This is a genomic window from Kitasatospora sp. NPDC059462 (assembly GCF_042749955.1).
Classification (GTDB): Bacteria; Actinomycetota; Actinomycetes; order Streptomycetales; family Streptomycetaceae; genus Kitasatospora.
Genome location: NZ_JBHYUU010000031.1, coordinates 1 through 17,051, shown reverse-complemented (window position 1 = coordinate 17,051; position 17,051 = coordinate 1). Strand labels below are relative to the sequence as shown.

General features: G+C 72.3%; 13 protein-coding genes. 12 read left to right on the top strand and 1 reads right to left on the bottom strand.

Features of this window, described 5'->3' with window-relative positions; genetic code table 11:
- The first annotated feature begins 101 nt into the window (after positions 1-101).
- The 3 genes from ACFXAM_RS11530 to ACFXAM_RS11520 all read left to right on the top strand — a co-directional run bounded on the left by ACFXAM_RS11530 (position 102) and on the right by ACFXAM_RS11520 (position 4,369).
- Complete coding sequence (locus tag ACFXAM_RS11530) at positions 102-1,595, top strand: gamma-aminobutyraldehyde dehydrogenase (RefSeq protein WP_380289889.1); 1,494 nt, start codon at positions 102-104, stop codon at positions 1,593-1,595.
- Between the two features lie 141 nt (positions 1,596-1,736).
- Positions 1,737-3,095: an aspartate aminotransferase family protein gene (locus ACFXAM_RS11525; RefSeq protein WP_380289887.1), complete on the top strand. Its 1,359-nt coding sequence runs from the start codon at positions 1,737-1,739 to the stop codon at positions 3,093-3,095.
- 71 nt (positions 3,096-3,166) lie between these two features.
- The gene (locus tag ACFXAM_RS11520; RefSeq protein WP_380289885.1) at positions 3,167-4,369 is read left to right on the top strand and encodes a spermidine/putrescine ABC transporter substrate-binding protein; all 1,203 of its coding nucleotides are present in this window, start codon (positions 3,167-3,169) and stop codon (positions 4,367-4,369) included.
- 6 nt (positions 4,370-4,375) lie between these two features.
- On the opposite strand, the gene ACFXAM_RS11515 is transcribed toward ACFXAM_RS11520, so the two are convergent.
- Complete coding sequence (locus ACFXAM_RS11515; RefSeq protein ID WP_380289883.1) at positions 4,376-6,025, bottom strand: PucR family transcriptional regulator; 1,650 nt, start codon at positions 6,023-6,025, stop codon at positions 4,376-4,378.
- A gap of 355 nt (positions 6,026-6,380) precedes the next feature.
- Between ACFXAM_RS11515 and ACFXAM_RS11510 the strand changes: the two genes are divergently transcribed.
- From ACFXAM_RS11510 to ACFXAM_RS11470, 9 genes are all read left to right on the top strand, one after another.
- Complete coding sequence (locus tag ACFXAM_RS11510; protein ID WP_380289881.1) at positions 6,381-7,892, top strand: gamma-aminobutyraldehyde dehydrogenase; 1,512 nt, start codon at positions 6,381-6,383, stop codon at positions 7,890-7,892.
- Between the two features lie 53 nt (positions 7,893-7,945).
- Positions 7,946-9,202, top strand: a complete 1,257-nt coding sequence (locus ACFXAM_RS11505; protein ID WP_380289879.1) for a spermidine/putrescine ABC transporter substrate-binding protein — start codon at positions 7,946-7,948, stop codon at positions 9,200-9,202.
- 40 nt (positions 9,203-9,242) lie between these two features.
- Entirely contained in the window at positions 9,243-10,385 is a 1,143-nt protein-coding gene (locus ACFXAM_RS11500) for an ABC transporter ATP-binding protein (protein ID WP_380289877.1), read from the top strand.
- Positions 10,382-11,311, top strand: coding sequence for an ABC transporter permease (locus ACFXAM_RS11495; protein ID WP_380289875.1), 930 nt, complete (start codon positions 10,382-10,384; stop codon positions 11,309-11,311). The genes ACFXAM_RS11500 and ACFXAM_RS11495 overlap by 4 nt, the downstream gene beginning before the upstream one ends.
- Entirely contained in the window at positions 11,311-12,114 is an 804-nt protein-coding gene (locus tag ACFXAM_RS11490; RefSeq protein ID WP_380289874.1) for an ABC transporter permease, read from the top strand. Before ACFXAM_RS11495 ends, ACFXAM_RS11490 begins: the two co-directional genes overlap by 1 nt.
- Before the next feature lie 80 nt (positions 12,115-12,194).
- Positions 12,195-13,589, top strand: a complete 1,395-nt coding sequence (locus ACFXAM_RS11485) for an NAD(P)/FAD-dependent oxidoreductase (protein WP_380289872.1) — start codon at positions 12,195-12,197, stop codon at positions 13,587-13,589.
- Positions 13,590-13,725: 136 nt separating this feature from the next.
- Positions 13,726-14,157, top strand: a complete 432-nt coding sequence (locus tag ACFXAM_RS11480; RefSeq protein ID WP_380289870.1) for a hypothetical protein — start codon at positions 13,726-13,728, stop codon at positions 14,155-14,157.
- A 61-nt stretch (positions 14,158-14,218) separates the two neighbouring features.
- Positions 14,219-14,995, top strand: a complete 777-nt coding sequence (locus tag ACFXAM_RS11475; RefSeq protein WP_380289868.1) for a nucleotidyl transferase AbiEii/AbiGii toxin family protein — start codon at positions 14,219-14,221, stop codon at positions 14,993-14,995.
- Positions 14,996-15,164: 169 nt separating this feature from the next.
- The gene (locus ACFXAM_RS11470) at positions 15,165-16,688 is read left to right on the top strand and encodes a CoA-acylating methylmalonate-semialdehyde dehydrogenase (RefSeq protein WP_380289866.1); all 1,524 of its coding nucleotides are present in this window, start codon (positions 15,165-15,167) and stop codon (positions 16,686-16,688) included.
- The last annotated feature ends 363 nt before the right edge of the window (positions 16,689-17,051 follow it).

The following is a 17,051-nucleotide window of genomic DNA, read 5'->3' as shown; positions in this document are numbered from 1 at the left end:
GCGGCCCCGCAGCGCCGTGCGCATTCCCCCGAACCAGTGGACCGCGGCACTTGCGGCGCGGCCACTCGGCGCCCTTCGTCGGCCGCTCCGGCCGACGTACCATGGCGCCGGATTCTGCAACGCCGCAGGCCGAGACCGAGGAGAGACCCGTGAGCGACCTTCGCACGCTGCGCAACTACATCAACGGTGAGTTCGTCGATGCGGCCGACGGCCGCACCCTCGACATCGTCGACCCCACCACCGGCGAGGTCTACGCGACGTCCCCGTTGTCCGGCGCCTCCGACGTGGACGCCGCCATGGACGCCGCCTCGGCCGCGTTCCCGGCCTGGCGGGACGCCACCCCGAGCACCCGGCAGAAGGTGCTGCTCAAGATCGCCGACGCGGTCGAGGCCCGCGCCGACGAGCTGGTGGACGCCGAGTGTCGCAACACCGGCAAGCCGCGGGCGCTGACCCTCTCCGAGGAGATCGGCCCGATGGTCGACCAGATCCGGTTCTTCGCCGGTGCCGCCCGCCTGCTGGAGGGCAAGGCCGCCGGTGAGTACATGGACGGCATGACCTCGATCGTCCGCCGCGAGCCGGTCGGCGTCTGCGCCCAGGTCGCGCCGTGGAACTACCCGATGATGATGGCGGTCTGGAAGTTCGCCCCGGCCATCGCCGCCGGCAACACCGTGGTGCTGAAGCCGTCCGACACCACCCCCGCCTCCACCGTGCTGCTGGCCGAGATCATCGGCGGCGTGCTCGCCGAGCTGGAGCTGCCGGCCGGCGTCTTCAACGTCATCTGCGGCGACCGCGAGACCGGCCGCCTGATGGTCGAGCACAAGACCCCGGCGATGGCCTCCATCACCGGTTCGGTGCGCGCCGGCATCCAGGTCGCCGAGTCCGCCTCCAAGGACGTCAAGCGCGTCCACCTGGAGCTGGGCGGCAAGGCCCCGGTCGTGGTCTTCGAGGACGCCGACATCGCCGAGGCCGTCGAGGGCATCTCGGTGGCGGGCTTCTTCAACGCCGGCCAGGACTGCACCGCGGCCACCCGCGTGCTGGTCCACGAGTCGATCCACGACGCCTTCGTCGAGGCGCTGGCCAAGGCCGCCGCCGAGACCAGGACCGGTGGCGTGGACGACGAGGACGTGCTGTACGGCCCGCTGAACAACGCCAACCAGCTGAAGCAGGTCTCCGGCTTCATCGAGCGCCTGCCGGAGCACGCCAAGGTCGAGGCCGGCGGCCACCGGGTCGGCGACAAGGGCTTCTTCTACGCCCCGACCGTCGTCTCGGGCCTGCAGCAGGACGACGAGATCATCCAGAACGAGGTCTTCGGCCCGGTCATCACCGTGCAGAAGTTCTCCGACGAGGAGCAGGCCGTCGGCTACGCCAACGGCGTCGAGTTCGCGCTCGCCTCCTCGGTGTGGACCAAGGACCACGCCCGCGCCATGCGGATGTCGCGCCGCCTGGACTTCGGTTGCGTCTGGATCAACACCCACATCCCGCTGGTCGCCGAGATGCCGCACGGTGGCTTCAAGAAGTCCGGCTACGGCAAGGACCTCTCCTCCTACGGCTTCGAGGACTACACCCGCGTCAAGCACGTCATGACCGCGATCTGATGAGCTGTTGATCATGTGATCGGGCATTGGGCCCGGGTCGTGCCGACCCGGGCCCTGCGCTTTGCACCCTGTCGGCGGGCGGCACGACCGGCTGACAGGATGGAGCTCCACTTCGGCCCGGCGAGTCCCTAGCCTTGCCGCATGAGCATCCCCACCGCTGACTCAGCCGCCGGCCAGGCCGTCAAGGCCGCCGACCGCGCGCACGTCTTCCACTCGTGGTCCGCCCAGGCGCTGATCGACCCCCTCGCGGTGGCCGGCGCCGAGGGCTCGTACTTCTGGGACTACGACGGCAACCGCTACCTCGACTTCTCCTCCCAGCTGGTCAACACCAACATCGGTCACCAGCACCCGAAGGTGGTCGCGGCGATCCAGGAGCAGGCGGCGAAGCTCTGCACCATCGCCCCCGGCTTCGCGGTCGAGTCCCGCAGCGAGGCCGCCCGGCTGATCGCCGAGCGCACCCCGGGCGACCTCGACAAGATCTTCTTCACCAACGGCGGTGCCGAGGCCAACGAGAACGCCATCCGGCTGGCCCGGCTGCACACCGGCCGGCAGAAGGTGCTCTCCACCTACCGCTCGTACCACGGCGCCACCGCCAACGCGATCGCCCTGACCGGCGACCCGCGCCGCTGGGCCAACGAGACCGGCGTCTCCGGCGTCGTGCACTTCTGGGGCCCGTACGCCTACCGCTCCAACTTCCACGCCGAGAACGAGGCGCAGGAGTGCGAGCGCGCGCTGGCCCACCTGGAGCAGGTCATCGCCTTCGAGGGCCCCGGCACCGTCGCGGCGGTCATCCTGGAGACCGTGGTCGGCACCGCCGGCATCCTCGTCCCGCCGCCCGGCTACCTGGCCGGCGTCCGGGAGATCTGCGACCGCCACGGCATCGTCCTCATCCTCGACGAGGTGATGGCCGGCTTCGGCCGCACCGGCGAGTGGTTCGCCGCCGACCACTGGGGCGTCACCCCCGACCTGCTCACCTTCGCCAAGGGCGTCAACTCGGGCTACGTCCCGCTCGGCGGCGTGGCGATCAGCGCGGAGATCGCCGCCACCTTCGCGGAGCGGGCGTTCCCCGGCGGCCTCACCTACTCGGGTCACCCGCTGGCCTGCGCCTCCGCGGTGGCGACCATCACCACGATGGCCGAGGAGGGCATCGTCGAGAACGCCAAGCACATCGGCGAGAGCGTGCTCGGCCCCGGCCTGCGCGAGCTGGCCGAGCGTCACCCGTCCGTCGGCGAGGTGCGCGGGCTCGGCGTCTTCTGGGCGCTCGACCTGGTCCGCGACCGCGCCACCCGCGAGCCGCTGGTGCCGTACAACGCGGCCGGCGCCGCCAACGCGCCGATGGCCGAGCTGGCCGCCGCCTGCAAGCAGCGCGGACTGTGGCCGTTCGTCAACATGAACCGCTTCCACGTCGTCCCGCCGTGCACCGTCACCGAGGAGGAGGCGAAGACCGGCCTCGCCGTCCTCGACGAGGTGCTGTCGCTGACCGACGCGCACACCGTCTGACACCCCGACCGGACGGCCCCGGGCGCTCCCCCCGTGCGCCCGGGGCCGTGCCACGCCCCGGAGGCCCCACCATGCCCAGCACCACCACGTCCCGCCGCCCGAGCGGGTCCCGCCGTCCGACCCGCCGCCGGGTGCTCGGCGCCACCGCCGGACTGTTCGGGACCGCCGCCCTGACCGGCTGCGGCATCCCCTCCGCGTACGTGGACGAGGACCGCCGCTCCGCCCCCGACCGCTCGGAGGGCGACCGGCGGCTGGGCTTCTCCAACTGGACCCAGTACATCGACGTCGACGACGACGGCGGGCGCCCCACCCTGGACGACTTCACCGAGCGGACCGGGATCAAGGTCACCTACACCGAGGACATCAACGACAACGACGAGTTCTTCGGCAAGATGGGGCCGGTGCTCACCCAGGGCACCGACCCCGGGCGGGACCTGATGGTGGTCAGCGACTGGATGGTCGGCCGCTACATCGGGCTCGGCTGGGTGCAGGCCCTGGACCGGGCCAACCTGCCCCACGTCACCGCGCAGCTGGACCCGCAGCTGGCCGACCCGGCGGTCGACCCCGGGCGCCGGCACAGCGTGCCCTGGCAGTCCGGCATCACCGGCATCGCCTACAACCGCAAGGAGCTCGGCCGCGAGCTGAAGTCCGTCTCCGACCTCTGGGCACCCGACCTCAAGGGCCGGGTCACCCTGTTCGCCGGCCTGGACGAGGCGCTCGGCCTGCTGATGCTCTCCCAGGGCGCCGACGTCACGGCCTTCACCGAGGACGACGCGCACCGGGCGATGGACCTGGTGCAGCGGATGGTCGACAGCCGGCACGTGCGCCGCTTCACCGGCAACGACTACACCGGTGACCTGGCCTCCGGCGCCGCGCTGGCCTGCCAGGCGTACTCCGGCGACGCCGTGCAGCTCACGGCCGAGAACCCGGACCTCGCCTTCGTGGTGCCCGAGGAGGGCGGCGAACTCTGGGCCGAGAGCCTGCTGATCCCCAACCGGGCCGGGCACAAGCGCAACGCCGAGCTGCTGATCGACCACTACTACCGGCCCGAGGTGGCCGCCGAACTGGCCGCCGCCGTACAGTACATCTGCCCGGTGCCGGCCGCCCGCGAGGTGCTGGCGGCCAGCGGGGACCGGGAGCGGGCGGAACTGGCGGAGCACCCGCTGGTCTTCCCGACCGATGACATGCGGGCCCGGCTGCACACCATGCGCGACGTCACCTCCGCCGAGCGGCCCGGCCTGCACAAGGTGTGGACCCGCATCACCGGGGCCTGAGGCCCGCTACCGGCGCACCGCGTCCAGCGCCAGCAGCGCCACGTGCAGGGAGAGGCAGGACTCGACCTGGTCGAGGTCGACCCCGAGGATCCGCTCGACCTTGTGCAGCCGGTCGTAGAAGGACGGCCGGGACAGGTGCGCGGCGTCCGCGGCGGCGGACTTGTTGCGGCCCTGCTCCAGGTAGATCCGCAGCATCCGCACCAGCTGGCCGTTGTGCTCGGCGTCGAAGGCGAGCAGCGGGCCCAGCTCCCGCTCGACGTAGGTCTGCAGCCGGGCGTCGTCGCGCAGCAGGTGCAGCAGGCCGCGCAGCCGCACGTCGGGCAGCCGGTAGTAGGACGCCGTCCGCCCGCCGGGCACGTCGTGCAGCGCGGCGTCGGCGACCTGGGCGGCCTCCAGCAGGGTGCGCCGGGCGTCGCGCACCGAGCCGACCGAGGAGCCGACCGCGACCACCGGGGCCGGCACCGGCTGGTCCCGGGCCGCCTCGGCGGCCAGCCGGCGCAGCGCCGCGGCGAAGGCGTCCAGCGCCGCGTGCTCGTCCTGCTGGGGGCCGAGCGCGATCAGCACCCCGACGCCCTCGTCGTCCAGCGCGCCGACCAGCGCCGGGAGCCGGCAGGAGCGGACGGCGCCGGCCGCCAGTTCGGTGAAGTCGCGCAGCCGGGCCTGCGCCTCCAGCGCGGCGTGGATCGGGCCGCGCCGCTGGCGCAGCACCGCGCCGACCAGCCGCCGGCCCTCCAGCGGGACGCCGAGCGCCTGGGCGCGCAGCGCCACCTCGGAGACGGTCAGCGCGTGGGTGAGGATGCCGGAGAGCAGCGTGCGGTGGGTCTGGCGCTCCAGGCTCTCCCGGTCGCGGACCACCAGCCGGTTGAGCGCCAGCGCGGAGGCGCCGCGTTCCAGCAGCATGGTGAACGGGTGCGGGCCGCCCTCCGGCAGCGGCCCCGGCTCCTGCACCAGCACCAGCCGTCCCCAGTCCTGGCCGCGGGCGCCGACCGTGGTGACCAGCCAGCCGCTGCGCGGGTCGTGACCGGTGCGCCCGGGCGGGCGGACCCCGCGCGAGCGGCGCTCCCAGTCCTCCAGCAGCTCGGCCTCGGGCCGTCCGGCGGGGTCGTGGGTGAGCACCTGGTGGGCGAGGTTCTCCAGGACCACCGGGGCGCCCGCGATCCGGGCCACCTGGCGGACCACCTCGGCCGGCTCGGCGCCCTCCACGACCAGTTCGTTGAAGACCTGGTGGATCGCCTCGGAGGTGCGCAGCTGCTCCAGCTGGGCGTTGACGACCAGGGCGTGCACCGCCTCGGTGACGGCGACGAAGCGCAGCTCGCGGCGGAGCACGACCAGCGGCAGCCCGCGCTGCTCGGCGGCGTGCACCAGGGCGCGCGGAAGGGTGTCGAAGTAGCGCCGGCCGAACTCGATGACCAGTCCGGCCACCCCGATGTCGGCGAGCTCGCGCACGTACCGGGCCAGTCCCTCGCGGTCCTCGGGCAGGGCGATGCCGGTGCTCAGCACCAGCTCACCGCCCTGCAGCACGCCCGCCACGTCGGGAAGCTCGCTGACGTGCACCCAGCGGACCGGGCGTTCCAGGTGGTCGGCGCCGGCCACCACCTGGGGCAGGCCGCGGCGCATCACCTCAAGGTCGAGCACGTGGGCGACGGTGGGGAGCATCGCGGCCTCCAGGGTTCAGAGTGTCAGGCAATCATCCATCGCGGCGACGAACTGTTGCCCTCCCCGAAGCCTTGCACCCTGTAAGGCGCTTCGCGCCGAGGTTGTCGCAGTGACCCTTGTCACGCCCCGGCGGCAGCGGGCATGGTCAGCGGGTCGGCAATGCCGAGACCTGGACATCCCCGGTGGTCAGCCGGTTTGATGCCCCGCACCGGACCCCGCACCCCGCGGCCCCCCACGCCCGGCCCGACCGGTCGGACGGTGCCGGTGCGGCCCTCGGCCCGCCGACCGGTGCGGCACGGCGGGACCGGCGCGGCCGTCCGTGCCGCACACGAACCACCCGGACTTGGAGGAAGCAATGGACCTGACCGACTTCGGCGCGGGCGCGCAGTACATCGCGGGCCGGTGCAGCCGGGGGGACGGCGATCCCTTCCAGGTCGTCAACCCGGCCGACGGCAGCGTCGTCGAGGAGGTCGCGCTGGCCTCCACCGGACAGGTCGACGAAGCCGTGGCCGCCGCCCGGGCCGCGCTGCCGCAGTGGTCCGGCGCCACCCCCGGCGCCCGCTCCGAGGCGCTGACCCGGCTGGCCGCGGTCCTCACCGACGCGGCCGCCGACCTCGCCCGGGTCGAGACCGCGCAGACCGGCAAGCCGATCAAGCTCTCCACCGAGTTCGACGTCCCCGGCACCATCGACAACACCGCCTTCTTCGCCGGGGCCGCCCGCCACCTGGAGGGCAAGGCGGCCGGTGAGTACTCCGGCGACCACACCTCCTACGTGCGGCGCGAGGCGATCGGCGTGGTCGGCTCCGTCTCGCCGTGGAACTACCCGCTGCAGATGGCCGCCTGGAAGGTCCTGCCGGCGATCGCGGCCGGCAACACCGTCGTCCTCAAGCCGGCCGAGCTGACCCCGCTGACCTCGCTGATGTTCGCCCGGGCCTGCACCCTGGCCGGCATCCCGGACGGCGTGGTCAACGTCGTCACCGGCGCGGGCCGGGTCGCGGGGGAGCATCTGGTCGCCCACCCGGACGTCGCGATGGTCTCCTTCACCGGCTCCACCGCGGTCGGCAGGCGGGTCGCCGAACTCGCCACCGCGACCGTCAAGCGCACCCACCTGGAACTCGGCGGCAAGGCCCCGTTCGTGGTCTTCGACGACGCCGACCTGGACGCCGCCGTGCACGGCGCGGTCGCCGCCTCGCTGATCAACGGCGGCCAGGACTGCACCGCGGCCACCCGCGCCTACGTGCAGCGGCCGCTCTACGACGCCTTCGTGGCCGGCGTCGCCGAGCTGTACGGCGCGATCCGGCTGGGCGACCCGCTCGACCCGCGCACCGACCTCGGCCCGCTGGTCTCCTTCACCCACCGCGACCGGGTGGCCGGCTTCGTCGAGCGCGCCCGCGGCTACGCGACCGTGGTCACCGGCGGCGCCGCCCCCGACCGGGGCCACGACGGCAGCGACCTCACTCGCGGCGCCTACTACCGCCCCACCCTGATCACCGGCGCCGCCCAGGACAGCGAGGTCGTCCAGGGCGAGATCTTCGGCCCCGTCCTGGTCGTGCTCCCCTTCGACGGCGACGACGAAGGCCTGCGGCTGGCCAACGACACCCCCTACGGCCTCGCCGCCTCGGCCTGGACCGGCAACGTGCACCGCTCGCTGCGCGCCACCCGCGAGATCGCGGCGGGCTGCGTCTGGGTCAACGACCACATCCCGATCATCAGCGAGATGCCGCACGGCGGCTACAAGTCCTCCGGCTACGGCAAGGACATGTCGCAGTACTCGCTGGACGAGTACACCCAGGTCAAGCACGTCATGTTCGACACCACCGCGGTCGCCCGCAAGGACTGGCACCGCACCGTCTTCGGAGACAGATAACGGACCCGGGTGGTCCCCCACACCCCCCTTCGCCCCCCCAGGAGGCCCGTCCCATGGCGTTCAACGAGCTCACCGACGGACTGTCGGAACCGGTCCGCAAGGCCTGGGAACGCAGTCTGACCAGTGGCCGGGCCGCCCTCAGCCGGCGCACCGTGCTGCGCGCCGCCGCCCTCACCGCCGGCGCGGGCTCGCTGGCCGCCTGCGGCATCCCGCCGGCCAGGACCGTCAACGGGACCGGCGACTCCACCGCCAACGCCGCCCCGGACCTCTCCGAGAGCGAGCGGGAGGTGAACTTCTCCAACTGGCCGCTCTACATCGACACCGACGAGAACGACAAGGAGAAGCACGGCACCCTGGAGGCCTTCACGGCCGCCACCGGGATCAAGGTCAGGTACACCGAGGACGTCAACGACAACGTCGAGTTCTTCGGCAAGGTCAAGCCCCAGCTCGCGGCCGGCCAGGACACCGGCCGCGACCTGATGGTGCTCACCGACTGGATGGCGGCCCGGATGATCCGCCTCGGCTGGGCGCAGAAGCTCAACCCCGCCAACGTCACCACCGCCATCACCAACGTCGACTCCCGCTTCCGCGCCCCGGACTGGGACCCGGGCCGGCTCTACAGCTACCCGTGGGCCGGCATCCAGGTGGTCGTCGCCTACAACAAGAAGGCCACCAAGGGGAAGGAGGTCACCAGCGTCGCCCAGCTGCTGGAGGACCCCGACCTCAAGGGGCGGGTGACCTTCCTCTCCGAGATGCGCGACAGCATCGGCATCACCCTGCTGGACATGGGCAAGGACCCGGCGACGTTCACCGCCGACGACTACGCGGCCGCCGTCGCCCGGCTGCAGAAGGCCGTCGACAACAAGCAGATCCGCCGCTTCACCGGCAACGACTACGGCCAGGAGCTCTCCTCCGGCGACATCGCCGCCTGCGTCGCCTGGGGCGGCGACCTGATCCAGCTGCGCGCCGACAACCCCGACATCGAGTTCGCCATCCCCGAGAAGGGCTTCGTGAGCAGCACCGACAACCTGCTCGTCCCGGCCAAGGCCCAGCACAAGACGAACGCCGAGAAGCTGATCGACTTCTACTACCGGCCGAAGATCGCGGCGCAGCTGACCGCGGGCATCGGCTTCGTCTCCGCCGTCGCCGGCATGCCGGAGGAACTGGCCGCCCTCGCCCCCGAGAGCGCGGCCAACCCGCTGGTCGTCCCCACCCCCGGGATGGCGGCCAAGGCGCACGTCTTCCGGACCCTCACCGAGACCGAGGAGAGCGACTTCGAGGAGAAGTTCTCCAAGCTCATCGGCGCCTGACCCCCCACCGACGGCAGAGAGAACCAGAGAGACCCCACCCATGACAGAGCAGCAGAGCTCCGCGGCCGCCGGCGGCGACGTCCGCCTCACCGGCATCGGCAAGACCTACGGCTCCTTCACCGCCGTGCACCCGCTGGACCTGACCGTTCCCCAGGGCTCCTTCTTCGCCCTGCTCGGCGCCTCCGGCTGCGGCAAGACCACCACCCTGCGGATGATCGCCGGCCTGGAGGAGCCCAGCACCGGAACCGTCCTGATCGGCGACCAGGACGTCACCGGGCTCCCGCCGTACAAGCGGCCGGTGAACACCGTCTTCCAGAGCTACGCGCTCTTCCCCCACCTCGACATCTTCGAGAACGTCGCCTTCGGCCTGCGCCGCCGCGGCCGGAAGGACGTCAAGAAGCAGGTCGACGAGATGCTCGAACTGGTCGAGCTCGGCCCGTACGCCCGCCGCAAGCCGCACCAGCTCTCCGGCGGCCAGCAGCAGCGCGTCGCCGTCGCCCGCGCGCTCATCAACCACCCCCGGGTGCTGCTCCTCGACGAGCCGCTCGGCGCCCTCGACCTCAAGCTCCGCCGGCAGATGCAGCTGGAGCTCAAGCGGATCCAGACCGAGGTCGGCATCACCTTCGTGCACGTCACCCACGACCAGGAGGAGGCCATGACCATGGCCGACACCATCGCGGTGATGAACGGCGGCCGGGTCGAACAGCTCGGCGCCCCCGCCGAGCTCTACGAGCACCCCGCCACCACCTTCGTGGCCAACTTCCTCGGCCAGTCCAACCTGCTGGCCGCCGAGGTCACCGGCGGCGCCGGCGAGGACCTGCTGCTCACCGCCGCCGGCACCCGGCTCACCGTCCCCAGGGCCCGCTGCGCCACCGGCGCCACCCGGGTCCACCTCGGCGTGCGGCCCGAGAAGATCACCATCGAGCACGGCTCCGCCGAGGTCGCCGACGGCCGCAACCGGCTCGCCGGCACCGTCGTCGACTCCAGCTTCATCGGCGTCTCCACCCAGTACCTGGTGCGCACCGACGGCGGCCAGGAGGTCACCGTCTTCGAGCAGAACATGGAGCGCGACGCCCGGATCGTCCCCGGCGCCCCCGTCGTCCTGCACTGGAACCCGGCCCACTCCTTCGCCCTGGACGCCGCCCAGGCGATCGACGCGGGCACCGGGGAGGCCGCGGCATGACCACCACCACCCCGGCGGCGCCACCCCAGGTCGTCCCCCTCCCCGAACCGGCCCCCCGGGCCCGGCGCCGGCTCACCCCGTACTGGCTGCTGCTGCCCGGCATCGCCTGGCTGGTCGTCTTCTTCGCGGTGCCGATGGTCTACCAGGCCTCCACCTCGCTGCAGACCGGCTCGCTGGAGGACGGCTTCCGCGTCACCTGGCACCTCGCCACCTACTGGGACGCCCTGGTCGAGTACAAGTGGCACTTCGTCCGCTCGTTCGGCTACGCCGCCACCGCCACCGGGCTCTGCCTCGCCATCGGCTACCCGCTCGCCTACACCATCGCGTTCAAGGTGAACCGGCGCTGGCGCAACGTCATGCTGATCCTGGTCATCGCGCCGTTCTTCACCAGCTTCCTGATCCGCACCCTCGCCTGGAAGACCATCCTCTCGGACGGCGGCCCGGTGGTCGGCGCGCTCGACGCCCTGCACGTCCTCGACGTCACCGCCGCCCTCGGCCTCACCGAGGGGGACCGGGTGCTCGCCACCCCGCTCGCGGTGGTCTGCGGCCTCACCTACAACTTCCTGCCCTTCATGATCCTTCCGCTGTACACCTCGCTGGAGCGGATCGACCCGCGCCTGCACGAGGCCTCCGGCGACCTCTACGCCCGCCCGTTCACCACCTTCCGCAAGGTGACCTTCCCGATCTCGCTGCCCGGCGTGGTCGCCGGCACCCTGCTCACCTTCATCCCCGCCTCCGGCGACTACATCAACGCCCAGCTGCTGGGATCGCCGAGCGAGCAGATGGTCGGCAACGGCATCCAGAAGCAGTTCCTGAACGTGCTCGACTACCCCACCGCGGCCGCGCTGAGCTTCATCCTGATGGCCCTGATCCTGGGCATCGTGACGGTCTACATGCGCAAGGCCGGGACGGAGGAACTGGTCTGATGTCCCGAGTGACCGCCTGGATCCGCCGCAACCTGGTGGTGCTGGCCGGCCTGCTGGCCCTCGCCTACCTGGTGCTCCCCAACCTCGTCGTGCTCGCCTTCTCCTTCAACAAGCCGGTCGGCAAGTTCAACTACGAGTGGAACGAGTTCTCCACCGACGCCTGGACCGACCCCTGCGGCGTGGCCGACATGTGCCAGTCGCTCTCGCTCAGCCTGCAGATCGCGGTCGCCGCCACCATCGGCGCCACCGTCCTCGGCACCATGGTCGCCTTCGCGCTGGCCCGCTACCGCTTCCGCGGCAAGGCCGCCACCAGTGCGATGATCTTCCTGCCGATGGCGATGCCCGAGGTCGTGATGGCCGCCTCGCTGGGCACCCTCTTCCTCAACATGCGCATCCCGTTCGGCTTCACCACCATCCTCATCGCGCACATCATGTTCTGCCTCAGCTTCGTGGTGACGGCGGTCAAGGCCCGCGTGATGAGCATGGACCCGAGGCTCGAACAGGCCGCCCAGGACCTCTACGCCACCCCCGCCCAGACCTTCCTGAGGGTCACCCTGCCGCTCGCCGCCCCCGGCATCGCGGCCGGCGCGCTGCTCAGCTTCGCGCTCTCCTTCGACGACTTCATCATCACCCAGTTCAACTCGGGCCCGACCACGGTCACCTTCCCGATGTTCGTCTGGGGCGCCTCGCAGCGCGGCATCCCGGTCCAGGTCAACGTCATCGGGACCGCGATGTTCATCGCCGCCGTCGTCCTCACCGTCGCCGGCCAGTGGCTCGGCAACCGCCGCAAGGCCACCGCCTGACCCGTCCGGCCGCCCGCCCGGCGTACCGTCGGGAGGCGGCCGACCACCATCACCAATGTGCAGAAAGTGGCTGATAATGCATGGACTCCGCCCGCGCGCTCAGTGACGCCAGGCCCACCCCCTTCTGGCTGGAGGACCCCGGCCGGCCGGCGGCCCTGCCCGTCCTGGTCGGCGACACCGACTGCGACCTGCTGGTCGTCGGCGGCGGCTACTCCGGCCTCTGGACCGCCCTCGTCGCCAAGGAGCGCGACCCCTCGCTGGACGTCGTCCTGGTCGAGGGCAAGGAGACGGGGTGGGCCGCGTCCGGGCGCAACGGCGGATTCTGCGCGGCCAGCCTGACCCACGGCTTCGGCAACGGCCTGCAGCGCTGGCCCTCCGAACTCGGACAGCTGGAACGCCTCGGCGCCGCCAACCTGGACGCCATCGGGTCCACCCTGGAGCGCTACGGCATCGACGCCGAGTGGGAGCGCACCGGCGAGATCGACATCGCCACCCAGCCGCACCAGCTCGACGAACTGCACGAGGTCGCCGAGGCCGTCGGCCGGTACGGCCTCGACGTCACCGTGCTCGACCGCGACGAACTGCGCGCCCAGGTCGACTCGCCCACCTTCCTCGGCGGGATCTGGGACAAGGACGGCGTGGCCATGGTCCACCCCGCCAAGCTGGCCTGGGGCCTCAAGGAGGCCTGCCTGGCCCAGGGCGTGCGGATCTTCGAGCACACCCCGGCGACCGACCTGCGCGAACACGGCGCCGGCATGGCCGTGCGCACCCCCTACGGCCGGGTCCTGGCCGGCAAGGTGGCACTCGGCACCAACGCCTTCCCGTCCCTGCTCAAACGGGTCCGCCCGTACATCGTCCCGGTCTACGACTACGCGCTGATGACCGAGCCGCTCACCGCCGAGCAGCTCGCGGCCATCGGCTGGCACGGCCGCCAGGGGCTCAGCGACAGCGCCAACAAGTTCCACTACTTCCGGCTCTCCGCCGACAACCGGATCCTCTGGGGCGGCTACGACGCCGTCTACCGCTTCGGCGGACACCTGCGGCACGAGTACGACCAGCGCCCGGAGACCTTCCGCACCCTCGCGCGGAACTTCTTCCACTGCTTCCCCCAGCTGGAAGGCCTCCGCTTCACCAACGCCTGGGGCGGCGCGATCGACACCTGCAGCCGGTTCTCCGCCTTCTTCGACACCGCCCACCGGGGCCGGGTCGCGTACGCCGCCGGCTTCACCGGCCTCGGCGTCGGCGCCACCCGGTTCGGTGCCGAGGTCATGCTCGACCTGCTCGCCGGCGAGCGCACCGAGCGCACCGAACTGGAGATGGTCCGCCGCAAGCCGCTGCCGTTCCCGCCCGAGCCGGTCCGCTGGGCCGGCATCGGGATCACCACCCGCTCGCTGGAGCTCGCCGACCGCACCGGCGGCCGGCGCAACCTCTGGCTGCGCACCCTCGACCGGATGGGGCTCGGCTTCGACAGCTGACCCCGGCACCACCCCGAGGACGCCGATCGCGCGAACCGTGTAAGAGAGACCCGCCGTCCCCCTCTCGTTGGTGACGGCGGGTCCCGGCATGTCCCGCCGCCACCGAACGCACCGACGCGCAGAGCGGGGACACCACATGGAGATCACCGGACTCGACTGGCTCGCCCAGGCCGCACCCGACCCGGCGGCCTTCCGGGAGCAGTGGGAACGCAGCGGCCTCGGCCTGGTGCTGCTCCCCGCCGGACGGCACTGGGACGTCCTCTCCGTCCCCGGCCGGCTCGGCCGCCCGGCCGCCGACCTGATCGGCACCGCCTCCCGGGGACCGGTGCTCGCCGACTTCGGCGACGAGCACATCGGCTTCCTGGTGCCCGCCGGCACCGCCGCCCGCTGGATCGGCACCGGCGTGCGCTGCGCGGGGGAGGGCACCTGGATCGTCGTCCCCCACCCCGACCGCCGCGGCCGGGGCGTGCGCTGGCTCGTCCCGCCCGACGGCACCGGACGGCTCAACGACCCGGTCCTCCTGGAACTCGCCCTGCACGAGGCGGCCGCCGGACTCGGCGACTGGTGAGCGGCCGGCCCGCGCCGGTCCGCCGGGCGCGCCGCCGTCCGCGGCGCGCCAGACTGGAGGGGTGACCACCGCCCCGGGCGCCGTCGGCCCCTCCCTCCACCCGGGCCCGGCCCAGCTGCGCCTCGTCGAACTGGCCCGGCCCGTGGGCGACCGGCACGGCCTCGCCCTCGCCGGCGGGCACGGGCTGCGCGCCCACGGCGTCCCGGCCTGCGACCAGGACGGACTCACCCTGGTGGCCGCCGGGGCCACCGACCTGCCGCGGGCCGCCGCCGAGCTGGCGGCCGCCTACCGTGCGGCGGGCGCCGGTGTCGCCGAGCGGCCCGGCACACCCCGGCTGGAGCAGCTCTCCGTCCGGCTCCTCCTCGGCGGGCGCGCGCACACCGTCGAGCTGCGCAAGGAACCGCTCGGCCACCACCCCGTCCGGGTCGACCTCGACGGGCCGGACGGCACCCCGCTGACGGTGACCGTGGTCGCCCTGGAGGACGCGGCCGCCCTCACCACCGCCCTGCTCGTCGACCGCGCCCTGCCCCGGGACCTGATCGACGTGCACGCCCTCACCGCCTGCTACCGGGAGGGCGAACTGCTCGCCCTCGCTGCCGCGCTGGACGCCGAGTTCCAGCCCACCGCGCTCGCCGAGCGGCTGGAGACGCTGGCCGAGGCCGCCGACGGCCGGTTCCGGGCCCGCGGCCTGCCGGCGGAGGAGGTCGACGGGCTGAAGCGGTGGGCCCTGGCCTGGGCCCAGGACCTCCGGCTGGACCTGCTGGAGACCCAGGAGGCCGCCGACGGGCTGCACGACCCCTATCTGGAGGACCAGGAGGACGCGGCCGACGACCTGTAAGGCTGAATCGCCGATCCCCGTCAGCCTGTTCGTTGAGACCGCCCGGACCGGCCAGCAGACTGGACGGGTAGCGCGGTAGCCCCGTGACCCCGCCGCCCGTCCCGCACGGGCGGCGCCACACCAGGGACCGGTGGCGCCAGGCCGCCCGGACTTCGGAGGCAGACGGACCTTGAGCAAGCACATCACCCACTGGATCGGCGGCCGGCCGGTCGCCACCGCCGGCGCCGCGCCCCGCCGCGGTGACATCTTCGACCCGGCCACCGGCCGGGTCACGGGCCAGGTCGACTTCGCCGAGGTCGCGGAGGTCGACCAGGCGGTCGCCGCCGCCGCCTCGGCCTTCACCGAGTGGCGCACCGCCTCGGTCGCCAAGCGCGCCACGGTGCTCTTCTCCTTCCGCGAGCTGCTCAACGCCCGCAAGGACGAGCTGGCCTCGATCATCGTCTCCGAGCACGGCAAGGTGCACTCGGACGCGCTCGGTGAGATCGCCCGCGGTCTGGAGGTCGTCGAGTACGCCTGCGGCATCCCGCAACTGCTCAAGGGCGGCTTCACCGAGCAGGCCTCGACCGGTGTCGACGTCTACTCGATCCGCCAGCCGCTCGGCCCGGTCGCGATCATCTCGCCGTTCAACTTCCCGGCCATGGTGCCGATGTGGTTCTTCCCGATCGCCATCGCGGCCGGCAACACCGTCGTCGTCAAGCCGTCGGAGAAGGACCCGTCCGCCGCCGACTTCCTCGCCGGGCTGTGGAAGGAGGCCGGGCTGCCGGACGGCGTCTTCAACGTCGTGCACGGCGACAAGGTCGCGGTGGACCGCCTGCTGGAGCACCCCGACGTCAAGTCGGTCAGCTTCGTCGGCTCCACCCCGATCGCCCGCTACGTCTACGAGACCGGCACCCGCTACGGCAAGCGCGTGCAGGCCCTCGGCGGTGCCAAGAACCACATGCTGGTCCTGCCGGACGCCGACCTCGACCTGAGCGCCGACGCCGCCGTCAACGCGGGCTTCGGCGCGGCCGGCGAGCGCTGCATGGCCGTCTCCGTCCTGGTCGCCGTCGACCCGATCGGCGACGAGCTGGTCGAGAAGATCAAGCAGCGGATGGCCACCCTCACCGTCGGCCCCGGCTGCAACGGCGAGTCCGAGATGGGTCCGCTGGTCACCGGCCAGCACCGGGACAAGGTCACCTCCTACGTGGAGTCCGGCCTCGCCGACGGCGCCGAGCTGGCCGTCGACGGCCGCAAGCACCCGGTCACCGCCGAGGACCGCGACGGCACGCCGACCGCGGACGGCTTCTGGCTCGGCCCCACGCTCTTCGACCACGTGAAGCCCGGCATGTCCGTCTACACGGACGAGATCTTCGGCCCGGTCCTCTCGGTGGTGCGCGTCTCCTCCTACGAGGAGGGCCTCGCCCTCATCAACGCCAACCCGTACGGCAACGGCACCGCCATCTTCACCAACGACGGCGGCGCCGCCCGGCGCTTCCAGTTCGAGGTCGAGGTCGGCATGGTCGGCATCAACGTGCCGATCCCGGTGCCGGTCGCCTACTACTCCTTCGGCGGCTGGAAGGCCTCGCTGTTCGGCGACGCCCACGCGTACGGCCAGGACGGCGTGCAGTTCTTCACCCGCGGCAAGGCGGTCACCCAGCGCTGGCTGGACCCGTCCCACGGCGGCATCAACCTCGGCTTCCCGACCAACAGCTGAGTCCGGAGCAACGCAGGCCGGTCCGCGGGTACGCGGGCCGGCCTGCGGCGTGTCCGGGAGTTTGCCCGGCGTTTGCCTTCGGCCGAGAACCGGCGTAGTGTTTCCTAGTCGCTCGGCAGGGAGCACCGGACACGCATCGGCGCGGACGGTCCCGGAGCGGCCAATCCTCTGGAAATGCCAACGCCTCCCCGGCACGGGGTTTATTTGGCGTGTGCATTTTTGGGGATTGCGGCCGGATTCGCTTTTCGGAGCGGAGATCGGCTAGAGCTTGAAACGTCGGACGGGGCGTCAAGCCGCAGAAGACGCCAGCGAGTTGGATGAAGGAAGCGCCGGGAACGGCACGGAAAACATCTGATAAGCTGG

Bases quoted from the DNA above. Each gene is read 5' to 3' on its own strand.
- ACFXAM_RS11485 (WP_380289872.1), top strand. From the start codon at position 12,195: ATGGACTCCGCCCGCGCGCTCAGTGACGCCAGGCCCACCCCCTTCTGG.
- ACFXAM_RS11510 (WP_380289881.1), top strand. From the start codon at position 6,381: ATGGACCTGACCGACTTCGGCGCGGGCGCGCAGTACATCGCGGGCCGG.
- ACFXAM_RS11500 (WP_380289877.1), top strand. From the start codon at position 9,243: ATGACAGAGCAGCAGAGCTCCGCGGCCGCCGGCGGCGACGTCCGCCTC.
- ACFXAM_RS11525 (WP_380289887.1), top strand. From the start codon at position 1,737: ATGAGCATCCCCACCGCTGACTCAGCCGCCGGCCAGGCCGTCAAGGCC.
- ACFXAM_RS11490 (WP_380289874.1), top strand. From the start codon at position 11,311: ATGTCCCGAGTGACCGCCTGGATCCGCCGCAACCTGGTGGTGCTGGCC.
- ACFXAM_RS11530 (WP_380289889.1), top strand. From the start codon at position 102: ATGGCGCCGGATTCTGCAACGCCGCAGGCCGAGACCGAGGAGAGACCC.
- ACFXAM_RS11480 (WP_380289870.1), top strand. From the start codon at position 13,726: ATGGAGATCACCGGACTCGACTGGCTCGCCCAGGCCGCACCCGACCCG.
- ACFXAM_RS11495 (WP_380289875.1), top strand. From the start codon at position 10,382: ATGACCACCACCACCCCGGCGGCGCCACCCCAGGTCGTCCCCCTCCCC.
- ACFXAM_RS11520 (WP_380289885.1), top strand. From the start codon at position 3,167: ATGCCCAGCACCACCACGTCCCGCCGCCCGAGCGGGTCCCGCCGTCCG.
- ACFXAM_RS11515 (WP_380289883.1), bottom strand. From the start codon at position 6,025: ATGCTCCCCACCGTCGCCCACGTGCTCGACCTTGAGGTGATGCGCCGC.
- ACFXAM_RS11505 (WP_380289879.1), top strand. From the start codon at position 7,946: ATGGCGTTCAACGAGCTCACCGACGGACTGTCGGAACCGGTCCGCAAG.